This is a genomic window from Collinsella sp. LCP19S3_D5 (genome assembly GCF_052121415.1).
Lineage (GTDB): Bacteria > Actinomycetota > Coriobacteriia > Coriobacteriales > Coriobacteriaceae > Collinsella.
The window spans coordinates 102,692-122,216 of record NZ_JBQKEH010000003.1 but is presented as its reverse complement, the minus strand read 5'-3'; the positions used below and the strand labels follow the sequence as shown (position 1 = coordinate 122,216).

Here is a 19,525-nt window from a genome sequence, read left to right as displayed (position 1 = left end):
CCGGCTGGCCCTTCGCTTTAGACGATTGGATCATCATGTCCGTTAACCCTGCTAGCGTCACCAACCCGCCTGCGCAGTTTCCCGAGGACTTTGTCTTTGGCGGCGCCACTGCTGCCTACCAGGTAGAGGGCGAGACCCGCACCCACGGTAAAGGCAAGGTTGCCTGGGACGACTTCCTGGAGGCCCAGGGGCGCTTTTCCCCCGATCCCGCTTCGGACTTCTACAACCAGTACCCCGTCGATCTGGAGCTGTGCGAGGAGTTCGGCATCAACGGCATTCGCCTCTCCATTGCCTGGAGCCGTATCTTCCCCAACGGCACCGGCGAGATCAACCCCGAGGGCGTGCAGTTCTACCACGATCTCTTCGCCGAGTGCCACAAGCACCACGTTGAGCCGTTTGTCACGCTGCATCACTTCGACACGCCGCTTGCCCTCTTTGAGAAGGGCGACTTCCTCAACCGCGAGACCATCGATGCCTTTGTGGACTTTGCCACCTTCTGCTTTAAGGAGTACGCCGACCAGGTGACCTACTGGTTCACCTTTAACGAGATCTGGGCCGATGCCTCCAACACCTACATCGAGGGCACCTTCCCCGGCGGCGTCAAGGCGCATCTGGCCGAGGCTTTCCAGTGCGAGCACAACATGATGCTCGCCCACGCCAAGGCCGTACTGGCCTTCCACAACGGCGGTTTTAAGGGCAAAATCGGCGTCATTCAGTCGTTGGAGTTTAAGTATCCGCTCAACGAGAACGACCCCGCCGACATCAAAGCCGCCAACAACGAGCACGTGTTGCAGAACCAGTTCTTGCTCGACGCCACCTTCCGCGGCGACTACGCGCCCGACACCCTCGAGTGCGCCAACCGTCTGGCTGCCGTCTCGGGCGGCACCATCGAGATCCTGGACGAGGACCTCGAGATTATGCGCGAGGCCGCGCTCTACAACGACTACCTGGGCGTCAACAACTACCAGTGCCGCTTCTTGAAGGCTTACGACGGCGAGAACGACCTGCACCACAACGGTACGGGCGAGAAGGGCACCGGCCGCTGGCGCGTTAAGGGTATTGGCGAGCACGTGAACAAGCCTGGCATCCCCACCACCGACTGGGACTGGATCATCTATCCCGAGGGCCTGTTCGATCTGCTCGTCTACATTAAGCAGCGCTACCCCAACTACAAGCAGATCTTCATTACAGAAAACGGCATGGGCTACAAGGATCCCTACAAGGACGGTTTTGTGGACGACCAGCCGCGCATCGACTACATCGAGCAGCACTTGCGCTGGCTGCTCAAGGCCATGGAGGTGGGCGTCAACGTGGGCGGCTACTTCCTGTGGAGTCTGCAGGATCAGTTCTCCTGGACCAATGGTTACAACAAGCGCTATGGCTTCTTCTACGTTGACTTTGAAACCCAGAAGCGCACGCCCAAGGCAAGCGCCTACTGGTACAAGCACGTGGCGCAGACCCGTCGTCTGGACTAGCGGCTGGCGACCAGCGGAATTGCCCCGCTCACATAACCTGTCCCCATTTCTCAGCCGGGGGTGGCACGTCACACGGCGCGCCGCCCCCGGCCTTTTGTTTTTGTTCGGCTGGGGGGCCGTTTGTCTCGATCTGTAACATCTAGCCGAGTTTTTGGTCCCTAGCTGTTACAAATCAAGACAAACCGGGAAGACGGGGCCGTTTGTCTAAATCTGTAACACTAAAACCGGTTTTGGACGTCTGGTTGTTACAGATCGAGACAAACGCACAGGACAATCCTCTCAATCTCGATCTGTAACATCTAGCCGAGTATTTCGGTCCTACCTGTTACAGATTGAGATGAACGAGCTGAGCACGTCTACGCCCGCAGGTCTTTCACGCTGGAACGCTCGATCAGCACGCCCGACACAAGCGTGCGGCTTCTGGAGCTCGGAGCCTCAAGGCCTGCGACGACCTCGTTAAGTGCACGGATGCCCAGCTCGCGGTGACGAAACTTCACCGACGTCAGAATCGAGTTGGGAATCGTCTTGTAGAGCTCATCGTCGAAGCCGATCACGGACACGTCGTCGGGCACACTGAGCCCTTTGTCACGTAGAGCCATCATCACGCCGTTTGCCATGCAGTCGTTAGCAGCGAGGACCGCCGTGCAATCGGGTTTATCGGCAAGCACAAGGCCCGCGGCATAGCCACTATCCGCATTCCAATCACCTTGCAGAGGCTCGGGCGGCTCAATGCCACGCGTCTCGAGTGCTGCACGCCAACCTTTCATACGGCACTGGCTCGACAGCGACTCTTTTTTACCAGAAACGAAATACACGTTCTTGTGCCCGCGATTTAAGAAGTACTCGCACGCCATGCGCGCACCGTCCTCTTGATCGTCACTAACGGTAGAGCAGGTAGGATGTTCCATCGGCGTGATAATCACCGTCTTGAGGTCTTTCGGCGCCTCAAAGGTATCAAAGTCATCGACCATTTGACGCAGGTTGAAGATCATGCCGTCGACGGGAAGCTGCGACATCCTGCGCGCCGCTTCGGCAAGGGTCATCTTCTCCCCCGCCCGCTTTTTGATCATCGTGAGCGCAAAGCCTCGCTCTTCGGCGGCATCGGCGATTCCGTCAATCATGTCCACGGCGCCGCCCGACAAGTGGAACAGCACGACGCCGATGCACCCGTAACGGCCCAACTTGAGTGAACGCGCGGCAAAGTTGGTTCGAAACCCGAGCACCTCCATTGCGGAATGGACCTTATCGCGCGTCGACTCGCGCACGCTATCGGGCTCGTTGATCACGCGCGACACCGTCTTGAGAGAAACACCCGCGGCAATCGCCACATCGTTCATCGAGACGTTTTTCTTGTCCATCGTTGCCACTGCTTCTCCACTCGGTTCTCTATCGCTTGTTTTTTGCGTTCTAGCATACACTACCTGCCCGACTGACAAATCAGCCGTTTATCGGACAATATCGACCGTTCACCCGTAAATCCTTGTTGCTCTTCCAAAAATGTCTTACGTTGTCATTAACGAAATGACAACGTTGTCATTTCGCAATGCCTTCCTTAAGCGGGAAGGTTTCCGGGCAGTCCTGACCATCCATCGACGACCAGTTCCATCCACATGCATCGCGCATCAAGTAACAAAGGAGCTTTATGGACGCCATCGTAAAGATGCTCGAAAAGCATCAGCCGTTCTTTGAGAAGATCTCGAGGAACATCTACCTCCAGGCCATTAAGGACGGATTCCTTGGGTGCATGCCCATCGTCCTCACCTCTTCGATCTTTTTGCTAATCGCCACGCTTCCCGGCGTGGTCGGCATCACGTTGCCCCAACCGCTCATCGACTGGTGCAACAAGCTGTACAACTTCACCATGGGCGTCATGGGCATCATGGTTGCCGGCACCACCGCCAAGAACTTCACGGCCTCCATGAACCGACGCATGCCCGCCGGCAAGGTGCTCAACGACGGCTCCACCATGGTGGCCGCCCAGTGCAGCATGCTGCTGCTCGCCGTTACGCAGTTCACCACCAAGCTCGACGGCTCCGAACTTTCGGTCTTCGACTGCACCAGCATGGGCACGCGCGGTCTGTTCTCGGCCTATATCGCCGCGTTCATTACCGTGTGGGTCTATAAATTCTGCGTCTCGCGCGATTTGACCATTAAGCTGCCCAAGGAAGTCCCGGGCGCCATCGCTCAGAACTTCCGCGACATCATCCCCTTTGGCGGCGCCGTCATCATCTGCGGCATCATCGATGTCGTCGTGCGCAACCTCATGGGCGTTCCGTTCTCCGAGCTGCTTATCAAACTGCTCTCCCCGCTCTTTACCGCCGCAGAAACCTATCCTGGCCTTATCCTTATCCAGGCAGCCACCGCGTTCTTCTGGTTCATCGGTGTCCACGGTCCTTCGATTGTCCAGCCGGGCATCGACCCCATCCGTCTTGCCAACCAGGCCGAGAACCTGCAGGTTCTGCTGGCCGGTGGTCACCCCGCCCACTCCCTCACCTTTAACATGTCGCTCGTGGGTGAGTTCGGAGGCACCGGCGCCACGTTCATCGTGCCGCTTCTGCTGATTCTCTTTATGAAGTCCAAGCAGCTCAAAGCCGTCGGTAAGGCCTCGATCGTACCGGTCGCCTTTGCTGTCAACGAGCCGCTGCTCTTTGGCGCGCCCATGATCCTCAACCCCTACATGCTCATCCCCTTTGTTGCTGCCGGCTGCGTCAACGTAAGTGTTGCCAAGTTCTTTATCGATAACGTGGGCATGAACGGCTTCTCCTTCGTGGTGCCTTGGGCTACCCCTGCCCCCATCGGCATTTTCATCACCACGAACTTCCAGCTTATCGCCCTGGTATTTGTCGCGATCATCATCTTGCTGGACGCCATCATCTACCTGCCGTTCTTGAAGGCATACGACAAGCTGCTCTGCGACCAGGAGGCCGAGCGCGCCGCCGAGCTGGGTCTCGAGTCCGATGGTGCTGCCACCATCGCCGCCAGCACCTCTGAGCCCGCCGTCGAGCCGACCGCCGCTGCCGCCGACAGCAAGCCTGTCGCCGATCAGCCCGAGCCCGCCGCCGACGCATCCGCCAAGAAGGATGTCGATGGCCTGAAGGTCCTCGTCCTGTGCGCCGGCGCTGGCACCTCTGCCATGCTTGCCAACGCCATCAAGGAAGGTGCCGCGCAGACCGGAGAGAACATCGCTTCCTCCGCGGGCGCCTATGGTCAGCACACTGCCATCATGGATCAGTACGACGTTATCGTGCTTGCCCCGCAGGTTCGTAGCTACTACAACGACATGAAGGCCGACACCGATCGCCTGGGCATTAAGCTGCTCGCCCCGCGCGGTAAGGAATATATCGACCTTACTCGCGACCCCGCTGGCGCCATCAAGTGGCTCCGCGAGAACCTCGACTAGTTCCTCCCTCTGTTGGTGCCCGGATCCCCAGTTCGGGCACCTCTCCCTATTCGTACCCCACAGAAAGGATGCCTCATGACCAACCCCATGCAGTTCCCCGACGGCTTTGTGTTTGGCGGCGCCACCGCTGCTTACCAGGTTGAGGGCGAGACCCGTACGCACGGCAAGGGCAAAGTGCCCTGGGACGATTTCCTGGCTGCTCAGGGTCGCTTCTCCCCCGATCCTGCAAGCGACTTCTACAACAAGTACCCGGTCGATATCGACCTGTGCCAGCGCTTCGGCATCAACGGTATCCGCGTCTCCATCGCTTGGAGCCGCATCTTCCCCAACGGTACTGGCGAGATTAACCCCGAGGGTGTTGCCTTCTATCACGAGCTCTTTGCCACCTGCAACAAAGCTGGCGTTATCCCCTATGTCACGCTCGATCACTTCGATACGCCCGAGGCCTTTTACCAGAACGGCGGCGAGGGTTTCCTGACGCGCACGACGATCGACGCCTTTGTCGGGTACGCCAAGTTCTGCTTTGCCGAGTTCACCGAGGTCAAGCACTGGTTCACGTTTAACGAGATTCCCGCAACCGCCGAGGGCAGCTTTATCGTCGGCAACTGGCCGCACGGCGAGAAGTACCGCCTGGACAAGGCCTTCCAGCTCATGCACAACATGATGGTGGCCCACGCCAAGGCTGTCGTCGCCTTCCATGAGGGCGGCTTTGAGGGCGAGATCGGCATTGTCCAGAACCTGGAGCCCAAGTATCCCCTCGATCCCAACAGCGCTGCCGACTGCGAGGCCGCCCGCATGGCCGACGTCATCAACAACCGCTGGGTGCTCGACGCCACCTTCCGCGGCCACTATGCAGCCGACACCATGGAAGCCGCAACCAAGCTGGCCCATATCGCCGGCGGCGAGCTCGACGTCCGCGACGAGGACATCGCCGCGCTGACCGCGGCGCTCCCCTACAACGATTGCCTGGGCGTCAACACCTACAAGTGCCAGTTCCTGCGTGCCGCCGAGGGCGAAAACGACATCAACCACAATGGCACCGGCGACAAGGGCTCCTCGCGCTGGTTCCTCAAGGGCGTGGGCGAGTCGTGCGTGCGCGAAGGCGTACCCACCACCGATTGGGACTGGATTATCTATCCCGAGGGCCTCTACGATCTGCTGCTGCGCATTAAGAACGATTACCCCAACTACAAGAAGATCTACATCACCGAGAACGGCATGGGCTATAAGGACGACTTCGAGGACGGCTTTATCGACGACGCCCCTCGCATCGACTACATGCGTCAGCATCTCGCATGGATCCTCAAGGCAATCGACGGCGGCGTGAACGTCGACGGTTACTTTGTGTGGTCGCTGCAGGACCAGTTCTCCTGGACCAACGGCTACAACAAGCGTTACGGCCTGTTCTACATCGACTTTGAGACCCAGAAGCGCTATCCCAAGGCGAGCGCGTACTGGTACAAGAACGTCGCGGAGACCGGCCTGCTCATGGCCTAGTTTCAGTCACATACCCTGTCGGCCGCATGTGAATCCCCCACGGGCTCGCATGCGGCCTTTTTGTTTTCGCGCGGGTCGGCAGCCGTTTGTCTAAATCTGTAACATCAAGTCGAGTTTTTTGCCTCTACCTGTTACAAATCAAGACAAACGGGAATCACTCTGCCGAAACGTCTCAATCTGTAACAGATATCTGCTCAAATCGAGTCTAGGTGTTACAGATTGAGTTTTTGATTTGGGAGGTTGAGGATGGGGGATCGCGTGCCGAAAGCATGGTCCCCGGATAAAAAAGCTCGCCGGCCAGGCCGAAGACATGGCCCACATCAAGGCAGACCTTTGCCCCTGCTCGCCCGAGCAAAAAGTCATGCCCCTCGATGCGCTCTGCCAGTCCGGCACCGAGACCCCGCAATGGCGGTGGGATGTGCTGGTCGGAGAGGGCGACCCGCTCTACTGCAAGTCCCGAGAGATCTAAGTATCCGCTGCAAGGTATAAGAACGAATTGGAGCCCTGGTACATACCGGGGCTCCTCGTGGTAGTGGCTGTCTAATGAATCTGGTGGCTAGGCCTCTTCGCCGCCACTGGATTCAGTTACCGTTTCCTCCTCACTATGTTGCGTCTCTCTCGTAGCCTCATCAACTTCTGTTGACGAATGTGCCTCTTCGTATACTTCGATGTTCGCCTTGAGAATGGTTGCACTCTGTTCAGCAAGAGCGATCTTCCTCTGGTGCTTGTCGTAGGCATACAGTCCGATTCCACCTGCGACTAGCGTGGCTACAGAACCGATTACTCCACCCTGGATTCTTCCAACGGAAATCCCGCCCGCTCTGATATTGCTGATCAGCGCCTGAGGCCCACCGAGCTCTTTCGCCAGATGCGACAATTGCGCATAGTCCCAAGTCGTCATTGCCTTTTCCTCACTTTCTTTCACTTCAGCACCGCTTCCACTGGGGTGCTCACTTTCGACAGTGCTATCATGCCATCGGTAAATAAGACGGTATATGTCCTATAATTGTCTTATCTGTTGTTAATGAGGAATGATTAAGACAATGTACGTCCGCAAAGATCGCCCTAAGGACATTTTTCCAAAGAGACTCAGCGGTTTGATGGAAAGCTATGAAATAGAAAAGGGGCGCAGAGGCATTAGCAATATCGGCCTTGCGCGTCTGCTCTATCAAAAGCGTAACGGTGCCGATGATGCCTCGCTAGCCGATGACCGCTATGCAGTGGAAAGGGAGAACGGCCGCAAGGCGATTGCGAGAAAGATCAGCCGATTTCGAAAAGGAGATCAGTTTCCTCAATGGGATGACCTCGTAGATCTGGCTGACATATTCGGAAAGCCAGTAGGTTTTCTCATCGGGGAGACCGATTGTGATACGTACGAGCTCCAAGATATTGCTGACTTCCTTGGTCTCAGCGGCGAGGCTGTTCTGTCCATCGAGCGTATGACGAGAAAAGTTAGTGCGGAGTGGCTTCCGGAACAGTCTGGCGGCAACGGCAGAGACCATGAGGAATGGGAAAAATACCTCGTGAATGATATGGTCGCGAAGGCGAATGCCGAGCCAGAAGCTTGCAGGGCAGTGCTCAATCGAATGCTGACCGCAGCAGCGTTTAAAGACCTTGTGCTCTGCCTGTCTGAGGTCGGCGATGCCCAATACAATCTGCTTATGGAACGCATTGCAAGTGCGGAAATAGAACTGAGAGACGCAGACGTACTCAGTGACAACCACCCAGACTCCATCATGGGGCAAATGGCGGCAAAATCCCGATTCAGGGATGCTGCAACACGCCTGCAGGAAGCGGAAAATGCGGTGAGGTCCAGCAGGTATGCAGCTTATGAATGCCATGTCCGCATCGTTGATGAAATGTTCTCGGATATTACCCAGACTGACGCAAATACCGTAGCCAAAGAGCATGTCAAGCAGAGACAGTCAGGTAACCAGGCGTAGCCGTCGTATCGATACGGAAGTGGGTATAAACCGTCCTGCTGCTTGCATACGTGGTTCCGTTGCCGCCCGTCAGCTTGTAGCAGTTATAGAAGCACTGCGAGTCCGAAACCCCGCTCGAAGGCAGCGCCCAGGTGGCGTCGGCGTAGATCGTCACCAGCGACGAGCACCCCGAGAAGCAGTAGGTCAGGTCGGTGAGCGCAGACGGGTCGAAGCCTCGGAAGTCCAGCTCGGCGGGCGACGAGCGCGAAGCGAACGCGAACCGCACGACTTGACACCTGCGAGGTTGCCCAAACCGGAGACCACCTCCAGCGCCGTGCATGAGTAGAAGAGGTGGGTCAGGTTCATGGTTGCGAACGTCGCCATGTCTGCCGCGAAGGCGATGCGCTCATCGGCCGCCTGGCCTTCACCTGCTGGATTTCGCCGCGCAGGGCGTCCGCCACCTCGGCGCTCTTGGCAGCCTCGGCCACTTGCCCCTCAAGCTCCTTGATGCGAGCCTCCTGCTTGGCGAGAAGCGCCTGGTAGCCCCTCTCCGAGTCCACTGCCTGCGGCTCTTCCGCCTGCGCGACCCCTTCTTGGCCGCCCGCCTGCGCTGCGACCTCTTCCTCGTCGTCGATGCTATGGTCGTCTCCGTCCATGTCGGCCTGCCTTTCGATTGACATAGGCCAGCACAAACGAACCGTCCCTTAACCATGCAAATAGGCTAAAGGTCGGTCACAAAGTGAGGTCATCCAGTCCGTTCGGCAGTTTGTGACCATTAGCAAGAATTAGAGGCAACGCAACGAGCGAACGCTCGATAATGGTCTAGAATATTGGATTTGACATTTGGGAGGCAAGATGGAGACTGTGAACCTTATCCTTGGAATTATCGCGTCTATCGCATCCATCGCCGCCGCCGTCATCTCGCTCCAAAACAAGCAAGAGATCAAGTCAATCAAAAAGAGTCTAAGCGACAACTCGCAGACCGCTACAGGTAAAGTTGCCACAAACGTCGTAGGCAGCAACAACTCGGCGAACATCCATGCTTCGCGATAAGCCAACGCAGACAAGCCAGAGCGCAATTGGAAAGGTCGCCACGAACATAACCGGCGACTCCAATAGCTATGACTCACATGACATAAACATCTACCAGCCCGTCTCGTCTGGCCCGCACCGGCCGCTTACAAAGACGCTCATGTATAAACTCCTGCAAATCATGATTTCGTCGACTGAGCCAACGGGCGAAGATTTCCCCCTTACGCCTCCGCCTCCTATAGAGAAGAAGCTGATTTACAACCACGCACCGCGTTACCTAAACATCATCAACGAGTATTCTGAGAACTACGCTCGTCTCGACAGCGTGATCAAGGAATTCCCCGACAGCGAAGCCATCATCCAAAGGCTGAACAAGATGTTTGTCAATGTGGCAGACGTTCGCGATGACGGCAAGCTGTGCGTAGGAAACGGCGATGCACAGCTCAAGCTCATCGAGAACGAGATCTATAACATGATTGTGAATGACGCAGGCTTTCAGGCTGACGAGGTCCCCGAAGAAATCATCAACCAGTTCTGCGTTGCGTTGATTGCCGTTGCCGTGGCAAAATGCAGAGTCCTTCTGAGGCCAGGTGATGACGATGCTGCTGCTTGATCGCAATAATGAGCCGACGAGCACGGTCTATTACATCGCTGCCGCCTTGGATGGCTACATCGACCAGAACCCAGGCTTGGACGCCGGTCAACTCTATGAGGTAACGGCGAACACTCTGGTCAAGAAAGAAGTGAGCTACGACTTCTTTGTCATGGCTTTGGACTTTCTCTTCCTCCTCGGACGCGTGTCAATAGACGAGAAGGGAGGGCTACATGTTCATCAAGTCGCTTAGAATTCGCAAGACAACAACTGACGAAATAGTTCGCGAGGTCTTATTCCACAAGGGTGCCAACCTCATCGTCGATACCGAGGACTCCGAATCGCACAATCGCGTTGGAAAAACAACCTTCCTCAAGCTCATTGATATCGCAATGGGCGCCAAGGACAGGAAGCTCATTTACACAGACGCCGACACGGGCACGGTGACCGAGGAGCTACGCGATTTCATCGTCACAAACAAGATCGCCGTCGACATGACACTGACATCGGATTTTCCCGATGGCGATGACGTGATTCTCACAATCGACCTCTTCCCGAATGGAAGGTACTACATAGACGGCGAAAAGATGGGGCAGAAAGCTTACCAGCAACGACTCAATGTCTTGCTTTTCGGGAACGAAGCGAATGTGCCCACGTTTCGCCAATTGATCAATTCATTTGTCCGCGTGTCCGTAGGCGGGGATGATAATTCCTTCCTCAAAACCGTTCCCAGCGGCAGCACATCCATCTACCGGAGTGTCTACAACGCTCTGTTCGGCATCTCAGATCCGGCGCTCGACAAAAAGCGTGACGACCTCAACAAGGACTTGAACAAGACGCGTGAGTCCATCAAACGCTATAAGAAAGTCCAGAACGTCGATACGGTCAGCGAGCAGCAGCAGATACTTGCAGGGCTCGAAGCCGAGCATGAAGAAGTCCAGTGCAAGCTCAACAGCATCATCGACGCCGATGTCTACAGGGCCAACCGCGATGAAATCGCGGCTACACGCACCCGATACGCATCTCTGACACTGCAACTCTCAGACATAGACTACAGGCTGCAACGAAATGAAGAGGCCCTGCAGACTGCTATGCAAGAGCGCGGTAGACAAGCCGACGTTAATTTGAGCAGACGGTTTTTCGAGGAAGTCTGTTCGATGATCCCGATGGTGAATGCAACTTTCGAAGAGATGGTCGCATTCAACAACCAGCTCTGCGACAACAAGATTGCCTATTTCGCGAGTGTGGCAGAAAAACTGAAGGCCGAGCGTGCATCTGTGCAACGTGAAATCAGCCACCTGTCATCGCAGAACAGCCAATTCATGTCATTGGTGGAGCAAGACCTCATCGATGAGTACGAGTCGCTTCAGGCACGCCTAGTTGAGCTTTCGAGCAGTATCGGCAAATGCCGAGAAGTAATAGATACGCTCAACAGCTTTGAGGTAGAACAGACCAGCATTGAGGGAAAAATCGCATCGCTTGGCTCGTCTGATGATGGCGACGAGCCGCAATCCAACGATTTTGCTGCAATGATGCTTGCGTTTAACGCATTCTTCACTCCGCTTGCCAGGGAGTTCAACAACGAATCGCCGCTGCTCGTTTACTATGAAGAGTCGAACAAGTTCCCCGTTGCAATACGTGATACCGCTGGCTCCAGCACGGGCACACGCAAGTCACTCATCGCCGCATTTGATTTAGCGTATCAGCAGTTTGCAGAATCAAAGGGCATCAAGACTCCGCGCTTCATAGTGCATGACGTCCTTGAAAACATCGAGGGTAAGGTGTTGCGTGACATAATCGCACGCGCCAGCACAATCAACTGCCAGTACATAGTCGCAGTCCTTAAGGAGAAGCTCGATTCGTCGCTGATACCAGCCGAGGAGCAGGGTAAACTGCAAATCCTGCAGCTTTCGATTGACGATATGCTTTTCACGCGTGGCAAAGGTGTTGCGTCGTAGGAGTGACCTGTACTCTCCTACTCCCGTACCCCCACCGAGAACTCCCCGCCGAAGTTGTTCACCTCGAACCGCTCGTCAGCCACAAGTCCCTCCTTGCTCACACGGCACGCGAACGGAAACAACTCGGCCACGTCCTGCAGTTCCAGGAACGTCCGGTAACTCGACCGGTTTACCAGCATGTCGGCAAAGACCAAAAACCGCGTAAGCTCGTCATTCAGTTCGATGGGCTCTGCAATCACGTAGTGCCCCCGCCTCACGCGCCGGACAACGCCGAACTGATTGAGCGATGCCACAATCTTTTCGGAGCCCTTCAGGATGGTCATGCGCTTGCGCGCCGCCTCAACGCTCTTATTGTCCCGGCCTAGTCAAGTACCCGTTGCCTCTCCTCGACCATCTCGCAGAAGCCTCCCACATCCATGAGCCATTCTTGCTGTGAAGGCGTGTAGGTGGGGAAAAGCTGGGAGGGGATGACGAGCTGGAGCTTGCTGTCACGCATGGCGTTCGTGTAGTCCACGCTCACGGCGGGCTCCAGCGTGATAAGGTGCTTACGCTCGATGCGGTTCGCCTCCTCGAGCACCTGCCTCCAGCGCTCCTTGATGGTCGTCTTCGCACCGAGCATCGTAAGGCTCGAGGAGGGGAACCCCTCATCCCGGTAGCACTCGATTGACGGAAAAATGAAGTCCGGCTTCGACTTTCCCTCGGTGTAGGGCTGTGCGGAGTATCGGATTCCCCTACCCTTGAACAGGAACTCAAGCTGGTGCTCGAACGCTGTGCCCGCGCGGGACTTCCTGCGCTGGAAGGTCGACATGGTGGTCTTCAGAATGCCGTCGACGTCGAACTGGCCGTTCAAATAGGGCGCAAGGTCTCTCTCAAGCAGATGGCGCTCAAACACCTTGAACAGCAATTCCTCGCGCTCGTAGCACGCGAGCAGGCTTCGATCGGGGTCATCCGCCCAGTCGAGACCTTCAAGGGTTGAGATGGAGTACTCCGTAAAGTCGATGCCCTTCGGAAACGTATGTCCAAACCTCTTGACCATATCGTCCAAGTAGATATCCGCGCTCAAGGGAGCGCGCGTCTCGATACCAATCATGCCGAGGATGCGCGAGGCCACCGCACCGATACGGTTGCGCTCGCCCTTTGATACGGCATAGCCCGAGCGGTCGGGCTCCTCGAAGCCGAACAGCCACCTCAGCTGCGACTCGATGGTCGAGCCTTTTTTAGCGAAGATGATGAGCAGCCCGAGGTCATCGGAGTTGGCGACCACCATGAGGTCGCCAGCGGATGCCTGCCTGATGGCGGGGTTGTCCTTGTAGTAGAGACGGTACTCGGTTCTCGTGGGATGTTTGCGGCGCGCATCGTACCAAGTCACGGTCCCGTCGCACATCTCCGGCTCCGCCTCGTCGCACATGTAGGCGAACGTGGTGCGGATGTCGCGGATGTCGTCGTCACCGAACAGCGACCTCAGCGGCAGCGTGCCGTTGAACTCGTGCTGATTACTCCTACCTGCGTCGATATCGACGTCCGCGAGGGTCTTCGAGACCGCGCCGTCGAAGTAGCTGCTAAGCGCCCCGTAATCCATCCTGACACGCTCCCATCATGAGCTTGGCCACCGACCGTATTACAGGGACCGTCACCGAATTGCCGAACTGGCGGTAGGCCTGTGTGTCGGAGACCGGGATTATGAACCGGTCGGGAAATCCCTGCAAGCGCGCGCACTCTCTAGGGGTCAGCTTACGGGGGTTCTCGCCCTCGCCGCGCGAGACCAAGATCTCACTACCGTCCTTATGATAGCGTGCGGAGAGCGTCCTCGTGGTGTCCGATGGAGTGATAAGACCGTAGCCGAACCCGTTGCCGGCGGCCTCGTGCTTGGCCTTGTATGCTTTCAAATATGACCACAGCTTGTCGGAGAGCACGTACCTCGCGTCCGCATCCTCCTCCAGAATCTCCGCGGCTTTCTGACCACTGTTCGGGCAGTCGAGGTCGTCCCAAGAGAACTCCACATCGTCGCGAAAGCCAACAATGTAGATGCGCTCGCGGTGCTGGCATGTCCAACCCTTGGAGTCCAGAACCTTGTAGTGAACGTGGTAACCGAGCTCGTCCTGGAGGACCTGCATGATGACGTCGAACGTTCTGCCCCTGTCGTGACTGATCAGATTCTTCACGTTCTCGAGCAGGAACGCCTTCGGGCGCTTCTCGTTCAGGATGCGTGCAACCTCGAAGAAGAGCGTGCCCTGCGTCTTGTCTTCGAAGCCCGTAGCGCGACCAAGGGAGCGCTTCTTGGACACACCCGCAAGCGAGAACGGCTGGCATGGAAAGCCAGCGAGCAGCACGTCGAAGTCGGGGATGTCTGAAGCGGCGACCTCACGGATGTCCCCCGCCGGGGTTTCGCCGTAGTTCATGCGGTAGGTCTTCTGCGCAAACTTATCCCACTCGCAGGAGAAGACGCACCTGCCGCCCAGCTCCTGGAACGGCATGCGGATCCCGCCGATGCCTGCGAACAGGTCGATAAAGGTGAAGGCAGGCTTCCCCTCCCCTGCGGGTGCAAAGGGGGCGCGATGGCCGAGGGTGGAGATGTACTTCGACTCGGCTGCGGTGGGCCTTGTTTCGCCTGCCTCCCAGCGGCGCACCGTTCGCTCGCCGTTGGGGCCCATGCCTAGGGCAGCGGCGAATTCCTTCTGAGTCAAGCCGAGCTCCTGTCTCTTGGCCTTTACCTCATCTGCTGATAATTGCATGACGCACCTTCTGGATAGATAACAGGACAATATGTCCTCATTTTGCCACAGGGATGAAGAGATAAACTCGTCAGAATAGCAACCTTGCCCCAAACCATGGGTTTCTCACGTCTCCCACATCCGACAATCCATGTACCACTCAAACCGCGAAGACCCATCTAACCACCGCTGCGTTCTATACGATAGTCGTTCGCCAGGACATTTTTCTGCCGCCGCAGTCATTAGTCCAAGTGAAAAGCGGCAAGCCGAGAACCTCACGCCTCTCCATCATCAATCATTCCATTTCACAAATAACGCAGCGGCGCAATTAGCAACGCGGAGCATGGAACCATGCTATACCCGTCCAAACGATATTGTCCGCGCCCAACAGCTATCAATCAATTTACCTTGGCCTGCTGGCGCAGAGAGTGCAGCCAAGCCTCATGATCATCGTAACAATAAAGAACATGGGATCGCGAGGATTTGCCGAGGCGAATGTACTCCGGCCCCTTACTAGGACAGCGCCAATTTGCAAGGGTCTTCGCGCTTACGCCAATCAACTTTGCTGCCTCTTCACTCGAAAACGCAACCGGGCGTACGGATTCAACAGCGCATGTCACGCCGTTTGCTCCACCCATAAAGACCCTCAGACTCTCCGATCACACCCACCCGTTACAGATTGAGACAATTTGACGGTACCGAATTCTTGTCAAGGCGTGGTACAATTGTGTCCCAACGCAAAGGAGGTACCTATGCCCACCTGTGTGCCCGTCCGAGACATGAAGGACACCGCTGCATTTACCGCGCTTGTTGAGTCCGAGCGCGACGTCACCGTAACTAAGAACGGCTATGAGGCCATGCACTGCATCAGCAGCGACCAGTATCGTCTCATGCAAGACGAAATCGCCAAAGCCAAGCTGCTGTCTCGTATGATGTTGGCAGAAGACGAGATATCGCAAGGCGACTACAGCGACTACGACTCCTTCGCGACCGCGATACGAGACAAATATGGCCTATAACGTCGTAATACTCGAAAGCGCACAATATGAATACGAGGCTATTGTCAGATACCTTGCTCAAATCCTTATGAACCCACGTGCAGCAGGCAATTTTGTTGCTGAGTTTGAATATCAGCTTGATCTGCTTCGCGAGCAGCCGCTCCTACGGCCCCTCTCCCACATACGAGAGCTGGCGGCACGCAATTATCGATCGTTTACCGTCAACAAATACGTGTGTCTTTACAAGTTTGAGCGCGATACGATCTATATCGCCCATGTCTTTCATCAGTCACAGGACTACGGCCGCCTGGTCTAGCCCACAAACTGAATACTTGGTCCGATCTCCCGCAGCGCTTGCTAACAAATGACCTGCGTGTGTTCCTCGATGGCGGCGCGGTCCTCGACCGAGATACCCGGCTCGCACACCACGGCATCCAGGCTGTCCAGACGGCAGAAGGTGTAGAAGTCGCGCTTGCCGATCTTGCTGGAGTCGGCGATCAGATAGCGCGAGTCGGCCTTGCTAAAGGCGAGCTGCTGGATACGACCCTCTTCCATGTTAGATGTGGACACGTCGCCGTCCAAAATGCCGTTGGCACCGATAAACGCCGCGTCGATACCCAACGCACGCAGGGTATCCTCGGCCGTTGGTCCCACAAAAGCGGCGGTGCGGCGACGATACATGCCGCCCACGAGGCACAGGTCGCAGTCTTCGCGCGCCTCGAGCAGGTTAAACACCGAAAGCGAATTGGTCACATAGATGGAAGGCAGTTTGTCGGTGACTCGGAGAGCGCCAATGCGATCTCACGACGGTTGCGCTCATTGTCTCAATTAGATACTCAACGAAATACGGCCCCGCAGCTCAATAAGCTGCGGGGCCGTACCATACACCGACGAATCAACGACGAAGTGCATCCACTATTTGGCCAGCTCCTGAACGATCCAGTCAATTGCACCTTCGGGATCGTTGGTAAGGTCGATATACTCCTTGCCCCTTGTGGTGAGCAGTTTAATTCCAAGGCGATCGGTATCGGCCTTCATAGCGTCATAGTACATGCGTGCCTGGGGCGCCAGAACAATCACGTTGTACTGATCCATCGTCTCATAGTGGCTTCCGTACGCACCGGACTGAGAAACCAGATCGATACCCTTAGCAGCGGCACCTTCGCGAAGAGCATTTGCCAAGAGAGTCGAAGTGCCGGCACCCTGGCAAAGCACAAGCACGCGGATCTGCTCCGCCTTATCCTTTACCGCCTCGAGAGCTTTTGCGACATTTTCCTGTGCGGCAATAGCATCTGCATCCGAGGTTCCTGCAGTCTCCTTTGCAGACTCTTCCAAACAAAGCTGATGGTCATACGCCTTGCAGAACGGATAGTAAATCACAAAGTCAACGACCAACAGCACTGCCATCAATACGAGAGAACGCAGATCGAGACCCGTGGTGAGGAATGCACCGATTGGGCCGGGAAGCGCCCACGGCATGGTATACATGGGGGCGTTCATTCCAATGACGTCAATGAAGAACTTACCGATAATGGCGTTGACCATAGGAGCCACTAGGAAGGGCACGAACATATAGGGATTGAGAACAATCGGCATACCGAAGATAACAGGCTCGTTAACTCCAAAAATCACCGGGATAATCGATGCCTTACCCATAGCTTTAAGCTGCTTGGAGCGCATAAACATGATCAGGATAATAGGAACGATGAACGTGCAGCCAGAACCGCCCAGACCGCCGATGAAGCTTGTAAAGTCCTGCGTGAGAGCAATTGACGGGTGTCCACCTGCTTGGAAAACCTCAAGATTGGTAACGGTATTGCCGTAGAGCGCAGCATTGATCGGACTCATGACAACCGAAGCACCGTGGATACCCATAAATTGGAAAAGTGCGACCGCGCCTTCGATAAGCGCCATGCCAGGATAGGTGTCGACCGCGGAGAACAGCGGCGAGATGAGAGCGGATACCAAATTGGCGAACGGCACAGCAAGCAGCTTGCGGCTCGCAAGATCGATAAAAGCGCACGCAAGGATCGAAAACCCAAATGCAAAGATATCGCGAAAACTCTGCGCAATAGAGCCAGGGACCTCTTTGGGGAGCTTGATCGTCACATTATGGCTAATGCACACCTTATAGATATTAACGGTCAAAAATGCGGCTACGAACGCAGCGAGAAAACCCTTGGTTCCCATATAGCCGGTTTCAAAAACAGATGTATCTGCTCCGCCAATCGAGACAACATCGTTCGTCACCGATAGCAAGAGCATGCCGCACATGGCACAAACCATGCACGAGGTGGGGTTGAGAGATTTGCCCGAAGGCATGCGACGGTTCATCGACATGGCAAGTGAGCTCGCCGTGGTGCCGGCCACCATAATGCCAAGAAGCCCCATGGTATATGCATAGATTTTATTGAAGAAATCCAGCACCTCAGGCGGAAGCGTGATGCCTACATAGGCAGGGAGCGTCGAAAGAAGAAGGAACAGGCTCGAGAACAGCACAATTGGCATATTCGAGAGAAAGCCATCCTTGATCGCCACCAGATAAATGTTCCTCGAGATTTTGTCGAAGAGGGGCTGGTGTTTTTCAAGGAATTTGACGATAGCGTCCATAACACATCCTTTCATGATTCCCGGGCACGTAACGATTTATCCGGACTCAACCGTCGTCGTCCCCGTTTGTATCCACTTATGTAAGTGAATACGTTCTCGTGCGAAATGTAATATCATTTGCGCGATTTGTCATAACCAATTCTTTTTCCGCTTTGTCGGTATGTCAAGAATTCAAATACTTATTCGGTGAACGGTAGTTGATTAATATAAGATTTTCCCAGCTAAAGGCTATTTTTACAGAGCAGTACAATAAGCTTACAACCGTTCACCGATTGGATATAACATTTTGAATATATTGTTGTAACAATATTAGAGACAATGTCACAAGCCTGTCGTTCTAGTCAAAGGAAGTAACAATGCCCAAACGATTACTGAACATGTCCGCATCCGATTTTGCCGCCACGTCACCCATGGATCTAAAGCAGGCAATTCTGGCTTCCGAGGGACGTACCATCATGGCGGAAAACGTACCCTCTTCCCAATTTCTCGGCGGCGTTACTAATGCAGAAATCGAACGTGCCGCAGGTGCCGACCTGCTTCTGTTTAACGCGCTCGATGTGTTCGATCCAGTTATTGCCGGTATTCCAGATGATCTCAATGAAAACCCGGTCACTTGGGTGAAGCGAGCATGCGGAAGGCCCATTGGCGTCAATCTGGAGCCAGTTGATAACGAGGCAGAGATGTCTGAATCCCGAACGGAAATCCCCATGGGTCGTCGCGTCTCTCCCAAGACCTTAGAAAAGGCTAACGAACTCGGATTTGATTTTATCTGCCTGACGGGCAACCCTGGAACCGGCGTCTCCAACGATGCAATCGCCCATTCGATTAAACTCTCCAAAGAGCATTTCAATGGCCTGGTCATAGCCGGAAAAATGCATGGAGCGGGCGTTGCGGAACCTGTCATGACGCTCGAAATTGCGCGTAAGTTTGTTGACCTCGGCGTCGATATCCTTCTCGTGCCAGCCCCCTACACCGTCCCTTGCTTCCAAGAAGCAGACCTGCGCGCCATCGTAGACTTTGTACGATCCCACAACGTAGGCAAGTCAATTGAAGAGAAGGTTCTCGTCATGGCGGCGAACGGGACGAGTCAAGACTCCTGCGACAGCGAGACCATTAAGAAAATAGGCCTTGCAGCAAAAGCAGCCGGCGCTGACCTCCAGCATATCGGGGACTCCATGAACGGTATTTGCCTGCCCCAGAATATCTTCACGCTCGGACAAGCCCTTCGTGGATACAGGCATCAGATCGTCATGCTGAGCCGCTCTGTGATACGTTAAGGTTACCTTGCCCACGTTACATCCCGGCTGAGGCAACCATCAGGTATAACCAA

Annotated in this window: 21 protein-coding genes; 12 read left to right on the top strand and 9 right to left on the bottom strand. The window is 55.5% G+C overall.

Features of this window, described 5'->3' with window-relative positions; genetic code table 11:
- The first annotated feature begins 35 nt into the window (after window positions 1-35).
- Complete coding sequence (gene lacG / locus ACTQXO_RS02355; RefSeq protein ID WP_154514977.1) at window positions 36-1,475, top strand: 6-phospho-beta-galactosidase; 1,440 nt, start codon at window positions 36-38, stop codon at window positions 1,473-1,475.
- A 356-nt stretch (window positions 1,476-1,831) separates the two neighbouring features.
- Here the strand turns inward: lacG (ACTQXO_RS02355) and ACTQXO_RS02350 are convergent, their stop codons facing one another.
- Window positions 1,832-2,833, bottom strand: a complete 1,002-nt coding sequence (locus tag ACTQXO_RS02350; RefSeq protein ID WP_441031412.1) for a LacI family DNA-binding transcriptional regulator — start codon at window positions 2,831-2,833, stop codon at window positions 1,832-1,834.
- Window positions 2,834-3,117: 284 nt separating this feature from the next.
- Between ACTQXO_RS02350 and ACTQXO_RS02345 the strand changes: the two genes are divergently transcribed.
- The 3 genes from ACTQXO_RS02345 to ACTQXO_RS02335 all read left to right on the top strand — a co-directional run bounded on the left by ACTQXO_RS02345 (window position 3,118) and on the right by ACTQXO_RS02335 (window position 6,841).
- Window positions 3,118-4,875 carry a PTS lactose transporter subunit IIBC gene (locus tag ACTQXO_RS02345; RefSeq protein ID WP_441031294.1) on the top strand — a complete coding sequence of 586 codons (1,758 nt, stop codon included), beginning with the start codon at window positions 3,118-3,120 and terminating at the stop codon, window positions 4,873-4,875.
- A 75-nt stretch (window positions 4,876-4,950) separates the two neighbouring features.
- The gene (gene lacG, locus ACTQXO_RS02340) at window positions 4,951-6,372 is read left to right on the top strand and encodes a 6-phospho-beta-galactosidase (RefSeq protein WP_441545409.1); all 1,422 of its coding nucleotides are present in this window, start codon (window positions 4,951-4,953) and stop codon (window positions 6,370-6,372) included.
- Window positions 6,373-6,682: 310 nt separating this feature from the next.
- Window positions 6,683-6,841, top strand: coding sequence for a hypothetical protein (locus ACTQXO_RS02335; RefSeq protein ID WP_171021499.1), 159 nt, complete (start codon window positions 6,683-6,685; stop codon window positions 6,839-6,841).
- Window positions 6,842-6,928: 87 nt separating this feature from the next.
- Here ACTQXO_RS02335 and ACTQXO_RS02330 read toward each other — a convergent pair whose 3' ends face one another.
- A complete protein-coding gene (locus ACTQXO_RS02330) occupies window positions 6,929-7,273 on the bottom strand; it encodes a hypothetical protein (protein ID WP_117769886.1) in 345 nt (114 codons plus the stop codon).
- A 142-nt stretch (window positions 7,274-7,415) separates the two neighbouring features.
- Between ACTQXO_RS02330 and ACTQXO_RS02325 the strand changes: the two genes are divergently transcribed.
- Complete coding sequence (locus ACTQXO_RS02325; protein ID WP_441545408.1) at window positions 7,416-8,315, top strand: hypothetical protein; 900 nt, start codon at window positions 7,416-7,418, stop codon at window positions 8,313-8,315.
- Here the strand turns inward: ACTQXO_RS02325 and ACTQXO_RS02320 are convergent.
- Window positions 8,284-8,580 (bottom strand): hypothetical protein, encoded by a 297-nt coding sequence (locus ACTQXO_RS02320; protein ID WP_117769888.1) that lies wholly within the window; start codon window positions 8,578-8,580, stop codon window positions 8,284-8,286. The two genes, ACTQXO_RS02325 and ACTQXO_RS02320, sit on opposite strands and share 32 nt — an antisense overlap.
- Window positions 8,581-8,656: 76 nt before the next feature.
- Window positions 8,657-8,986 carry a hypothetical protein gene (locus ACTQXO_RS02315; RefSeq protein ID WP_368137029.1) on the bottom strand — a complete coding sequence of 110 codons (330 nt, stop codon included), beginning with the start codon at window positions 8,984-8,986 and terminating at the stop codon, window positions 8,657-8,659.
- A gap of 163 nt (window positions 8,987-9,149) precedes the next feature.
- Between ACTQXO_RS02315 and ACTQXO_RS02310 the strand changes: the two genes are divergently transcribed.
- From ACTQXO_RS02310 to ACTQXO_RS02295, 4 genes are all read left to right on the top strand, one after another.
- Entirely contained in the window at window positions 9,150-9,347 is a 198-nt protein-coding gene (locus tag ACTQXO_RS02310; RefSeq protein WP_117769890.1) for a hypothetical protein, read from the top strand.
- 139 nt (window positions 9,348-9,486) lie between these two features.
- Entirely contained in the window at window positions 9,487-9,939 is a 453-nt protein-coding gene (locus ACTQXO_RS02305; protein WP_117769891.1) for a hypothetical protein, read from the top strand.
- On the top strand, window positions 9,926-10,171 hold the full coding sequence (locus tag ACTQXO_RS02300; RefSeq protein WP_117769892.1) for an ABC-three component system middle component 6: 246 nt from the start codon (window positions 9,926-9,928) through the stop codon (window positions 10,169-10,171). Before ACTQXO_RS02305 ends, ACTQXO_RS02300 begins: the two co-directional genes overlap by 14 nt.
- Complete coding sequence (locus ACTQXO_RS02295; protein ID WP_441545407.1) at window positions 10,152-11,876, top strand: DUF2326 domain-containing protein; 1,725 nt, start codon at window positions 10,152-10,154, stop codon at window positions 11,874-11,876. The genes ACTQXO_RS02300 and ACTQXO_RS02295 overlap by 20 nt, the downstream gene beginning before the upstream one ends.
- Before the next feature lie 17 nt (window positions 11,877-11,893).
- Here the strand turns inward: ACTQXO_RS02295 and ACTQXO_RS02290 are convergent, their stop codons facing one another.
- Genes ACTQXO_RS02290 through dcm form a run of 3 tightly spaced genes read right to left on the bottom strand, consistent with a single transcriptional unit; the run spans window position 11,894 to window position 14,608 of the window.
- Window positions 11,894-12,199, bottom strand: coding sequence for a hypothetical protein (locus ACTQXO_RS02290; protein WP_148346292.1), 306 nt, complete (start codon window positions 12,197-12,199; stop codon window positions 11,894-11,896).
- Window positions 12,200-12,237: 38 nt separating this feature from the next.
- Window positions 12,238-13,455: a type II restriction endonuclease gene (locus ACTQXO_RS02285; protein WP_441545406.1), complete on the bottom strand. Its 1,218-nt coding sequence runs from the start codon at window positions 13,453-13,455 to the stop codon at window positions 12,238-12,240.
- A complete protein-coding gene (gene dcm / locus ACTQXO_RS02280; RefSeq protein ID WP_117769896.1) occupies window positions 13,436-14,608 on the bottom strand; it encodes a DNA (cytosine-5-)-methyltransferase in 1,173 nt (390 codons plus the stop codon). The genes ACTQXO_RS02285 and dcm overlap by 20 nt, the downstream gene beginning before the upstream one ends.
- A 731-nt stretch (window positions 14,609-15,339) precedes the next feature.
- On the opposite strand from dcm, the gene ACTQXO_RS02275 reads away from it, so the two are divergent.
- Together ACTQXO_RS02275 and ACTQXO_RS02270 are read left to right on the top strand one after the other, a co-directional pair.
- The gene (locus tag ACTQXO_RS02275; protein WP_138374620.1) at window positions 15,340-15,606 is read left to right on the top strand and encodes a type II toxin-antitoxin system Phd/YefM family antitoxin; all 267 of its coding nucleotides are present in this window, start codon (window positions 15,340-15,342) and stop codon (window positions 15,604-15,606) included.
- A complete protein-coding gene (locus ACTQXO_RS02270) occupies window positions 15,596-15,901 on the top strand; it encodes a type II toxin-antitoxin system RelE/ParE family toxin (protein ID WP_138374621.1) in 306 nt (101 codons plus the stop codon). The genes ACTQXO_RS02275 and ACTQXO_RS02270 overlap by 11 nt, the downstream gene beginning before the upstream one ends.
- 41 nt (window positions 15,902-15,942) lie before the next feature.
- Here the strand turns inward: ACTQXO_RS02270 and ACTQXO_RS02265 are convergent, their stop codons facing one another.
- Window positions 15,943-16,338 (bottom strand): DeoR/GlpR family DNA-binding transcription regulator, encoded by a 396-nt coding sequence (locus tag ACTQXO_RS02265; protein ID WP_441545405.1) that lies wholly within the window; start codon window positions 16,336-16,338, stop codon window positions 15,943-15,945.
- Window positions 16,339-16,500: 162 nt separating this feature from the next.
- Complete coding sequence (locus tag ACTQXO_RS02260; RefSeq protein WP_195503282.1) at window positions 16,501-18,195, bottom strand: PTS lactose transporter subunit IIBC; 1,695 nt, start codon at window positions 18,193-18,195, stop codon at window positions 16,501-16,503.
- 377 nt (window positions 18,196-18,572) lie between these two features.
- Between ACTQXO_RS02260 and ACTQXO_RS02255 the strand changes: the two genes are divergently transcribed.
- Entirely contained in the window at window positions 18,573-19,472 is a 900-nt protein-coding gene (locus ACTQXO_RS02255; protein WP_006234814.1) for a DUF7916 family protein, read from the top strand.
- The last annotated feature ends 53 nt before the right edge of the window (window positions 19,473-19,525 follow it).

What these genes read in the sequence shown, in the direction of transcription:
- lacG (WP_154514977.1), top strand. Translation starts at nt 36, where the DNA reads ATGTCCGTTAACCCTGCTAGCGTCACCAACCCGCCTGCGCAGTTTCCC.
- ACTQXO_RS02350 (WP_441031412.1), bottom strand. Translation starts at nt 2,833, where the DNA reads ATGGACAAGAAAAACGTCTCGATGAACGATGTGGCGATTGCCGCGGGT.
- ACTQXO_RS02345 (WP_441031294.1), top strand. Translation starts at nt 3,118, where the DNA reads ATGGACGCCATCGTAAAGATGCTCGAAAAGCATCAGCCGTTCTTTGAG.
- lacG (WP_441545409.1), top strand. Translation starts at nt 4,951, where the DNA reads ATGACCAACCCCATGCAGTTCCCCGACGGCTTTGTGTTTGGCGGCGCC.
- ACTQXO_RS02335 (WP_171021499.1), top strand. Translation starts at nt 6,683, where the DNA reads ATGGCCCACATCAAGGCAGACCTTTGCCCCTGCTCGCCCGAGCAAAAA.
- ACTQXO_RS02330 (WP_117769886.1), bottom strand. Translation starts at nt 7,273, where the DNA reads ATGACGACTTGGGACTATGCGCAATTGTCGCATCTGGCGAAAGAGCTC.
- ACTQXO_RS02325 (WP_441545408.1), top strand. Translation starts at nt 7,416, where the DNA reads ATGTACGTCCGCAAAGATCGCCCTAAGGACATTTTTCCAAAGAGACTC.
- ACTQXO_RS02310 (WP_117769890.1), top strand. Translation starts at nt 9,150, where the DNA reads ATGGAGACTGTGAACCTTATCCTTGGAATTATCGCGTCTATCGCATCC.
- ACTQXO_RS02305 (WP_117769891.1), top strand. Translation starts at nt 9,487, where the DNA reads ATGTATAAACTCCTGCAAATCATGATTTCGTCGACTGAGCCAACGGGC.
- ACTQXO_RS02300 (WP_117769892.1), top strand. Translation starts at nt 9,926, where the DNA reads ATGCTGCTGCTTGATCGCAATAATGAGCCGACGAGCACGGTCTATTAC.
- ACTQXO_RS02295 (WP_441545407.1), top strand. Translation starts at nt 10,152, where the DNA reads ATGTTCATCAAGTCGCTTAGAATTCGCAAGACAACAACTGACGAAATA.
- ACTQXO_RS02290 (WP_148346292.1), bottom strand. Translation starts at nt 12,199, where the DNA reads ATGACCATCCTGAAGGGCTCCGAAAAGATTGTGGCATCGCTCAATCAG.
- ACTQXO_RS02285 (WP_441545406.1), bottom strand. Translation starts at nt 13,455, where the DNA reads ATGGATTACGGGGCGCTTAGCAGCTACTTCGACGGCGCGGTCTCGAAG.
- dcm (WP_117769896.1), bottom strand. Translation starts at nt 14,608, where the DNA reads ATGCAATTATCAGCAGATGAGGTAAAGGCCAAGAGACAGGAGCTCGGC.
- ACTQXO_RS02275 (WP_138374620.1), top strand. Translation starts at nt 15,340, where the DNA reads ATGCCCACCTGTGTGCCCGTCCGAGACATGAAGGACACCGCTGCATTT.
- ACTQXO_RS02270 (WP_138374621.1), top strand. Translation starts at nt 15,596, where the DNA reads ATGGCCTATAACGTCGTAATACTCGAAAGCGCACAATATGAATACGAG.
- ACTQXO_RS02260 (WP_195503282.1), bottom strand. Translation starts at nt 18,195, where the DNA reads ATGGACGCTATCGTCAAATTCCTTGAAAAACACCAGCCCCTCTTCGAC.
- ACTQXO_RS02255 (WP_006234814.1), top strand. Translation starts at nt 18,573, where the DNA reads ATGTCCGCATCCGATTTTGCCGCCACGTCACCCATGGATCTAAAGCAG.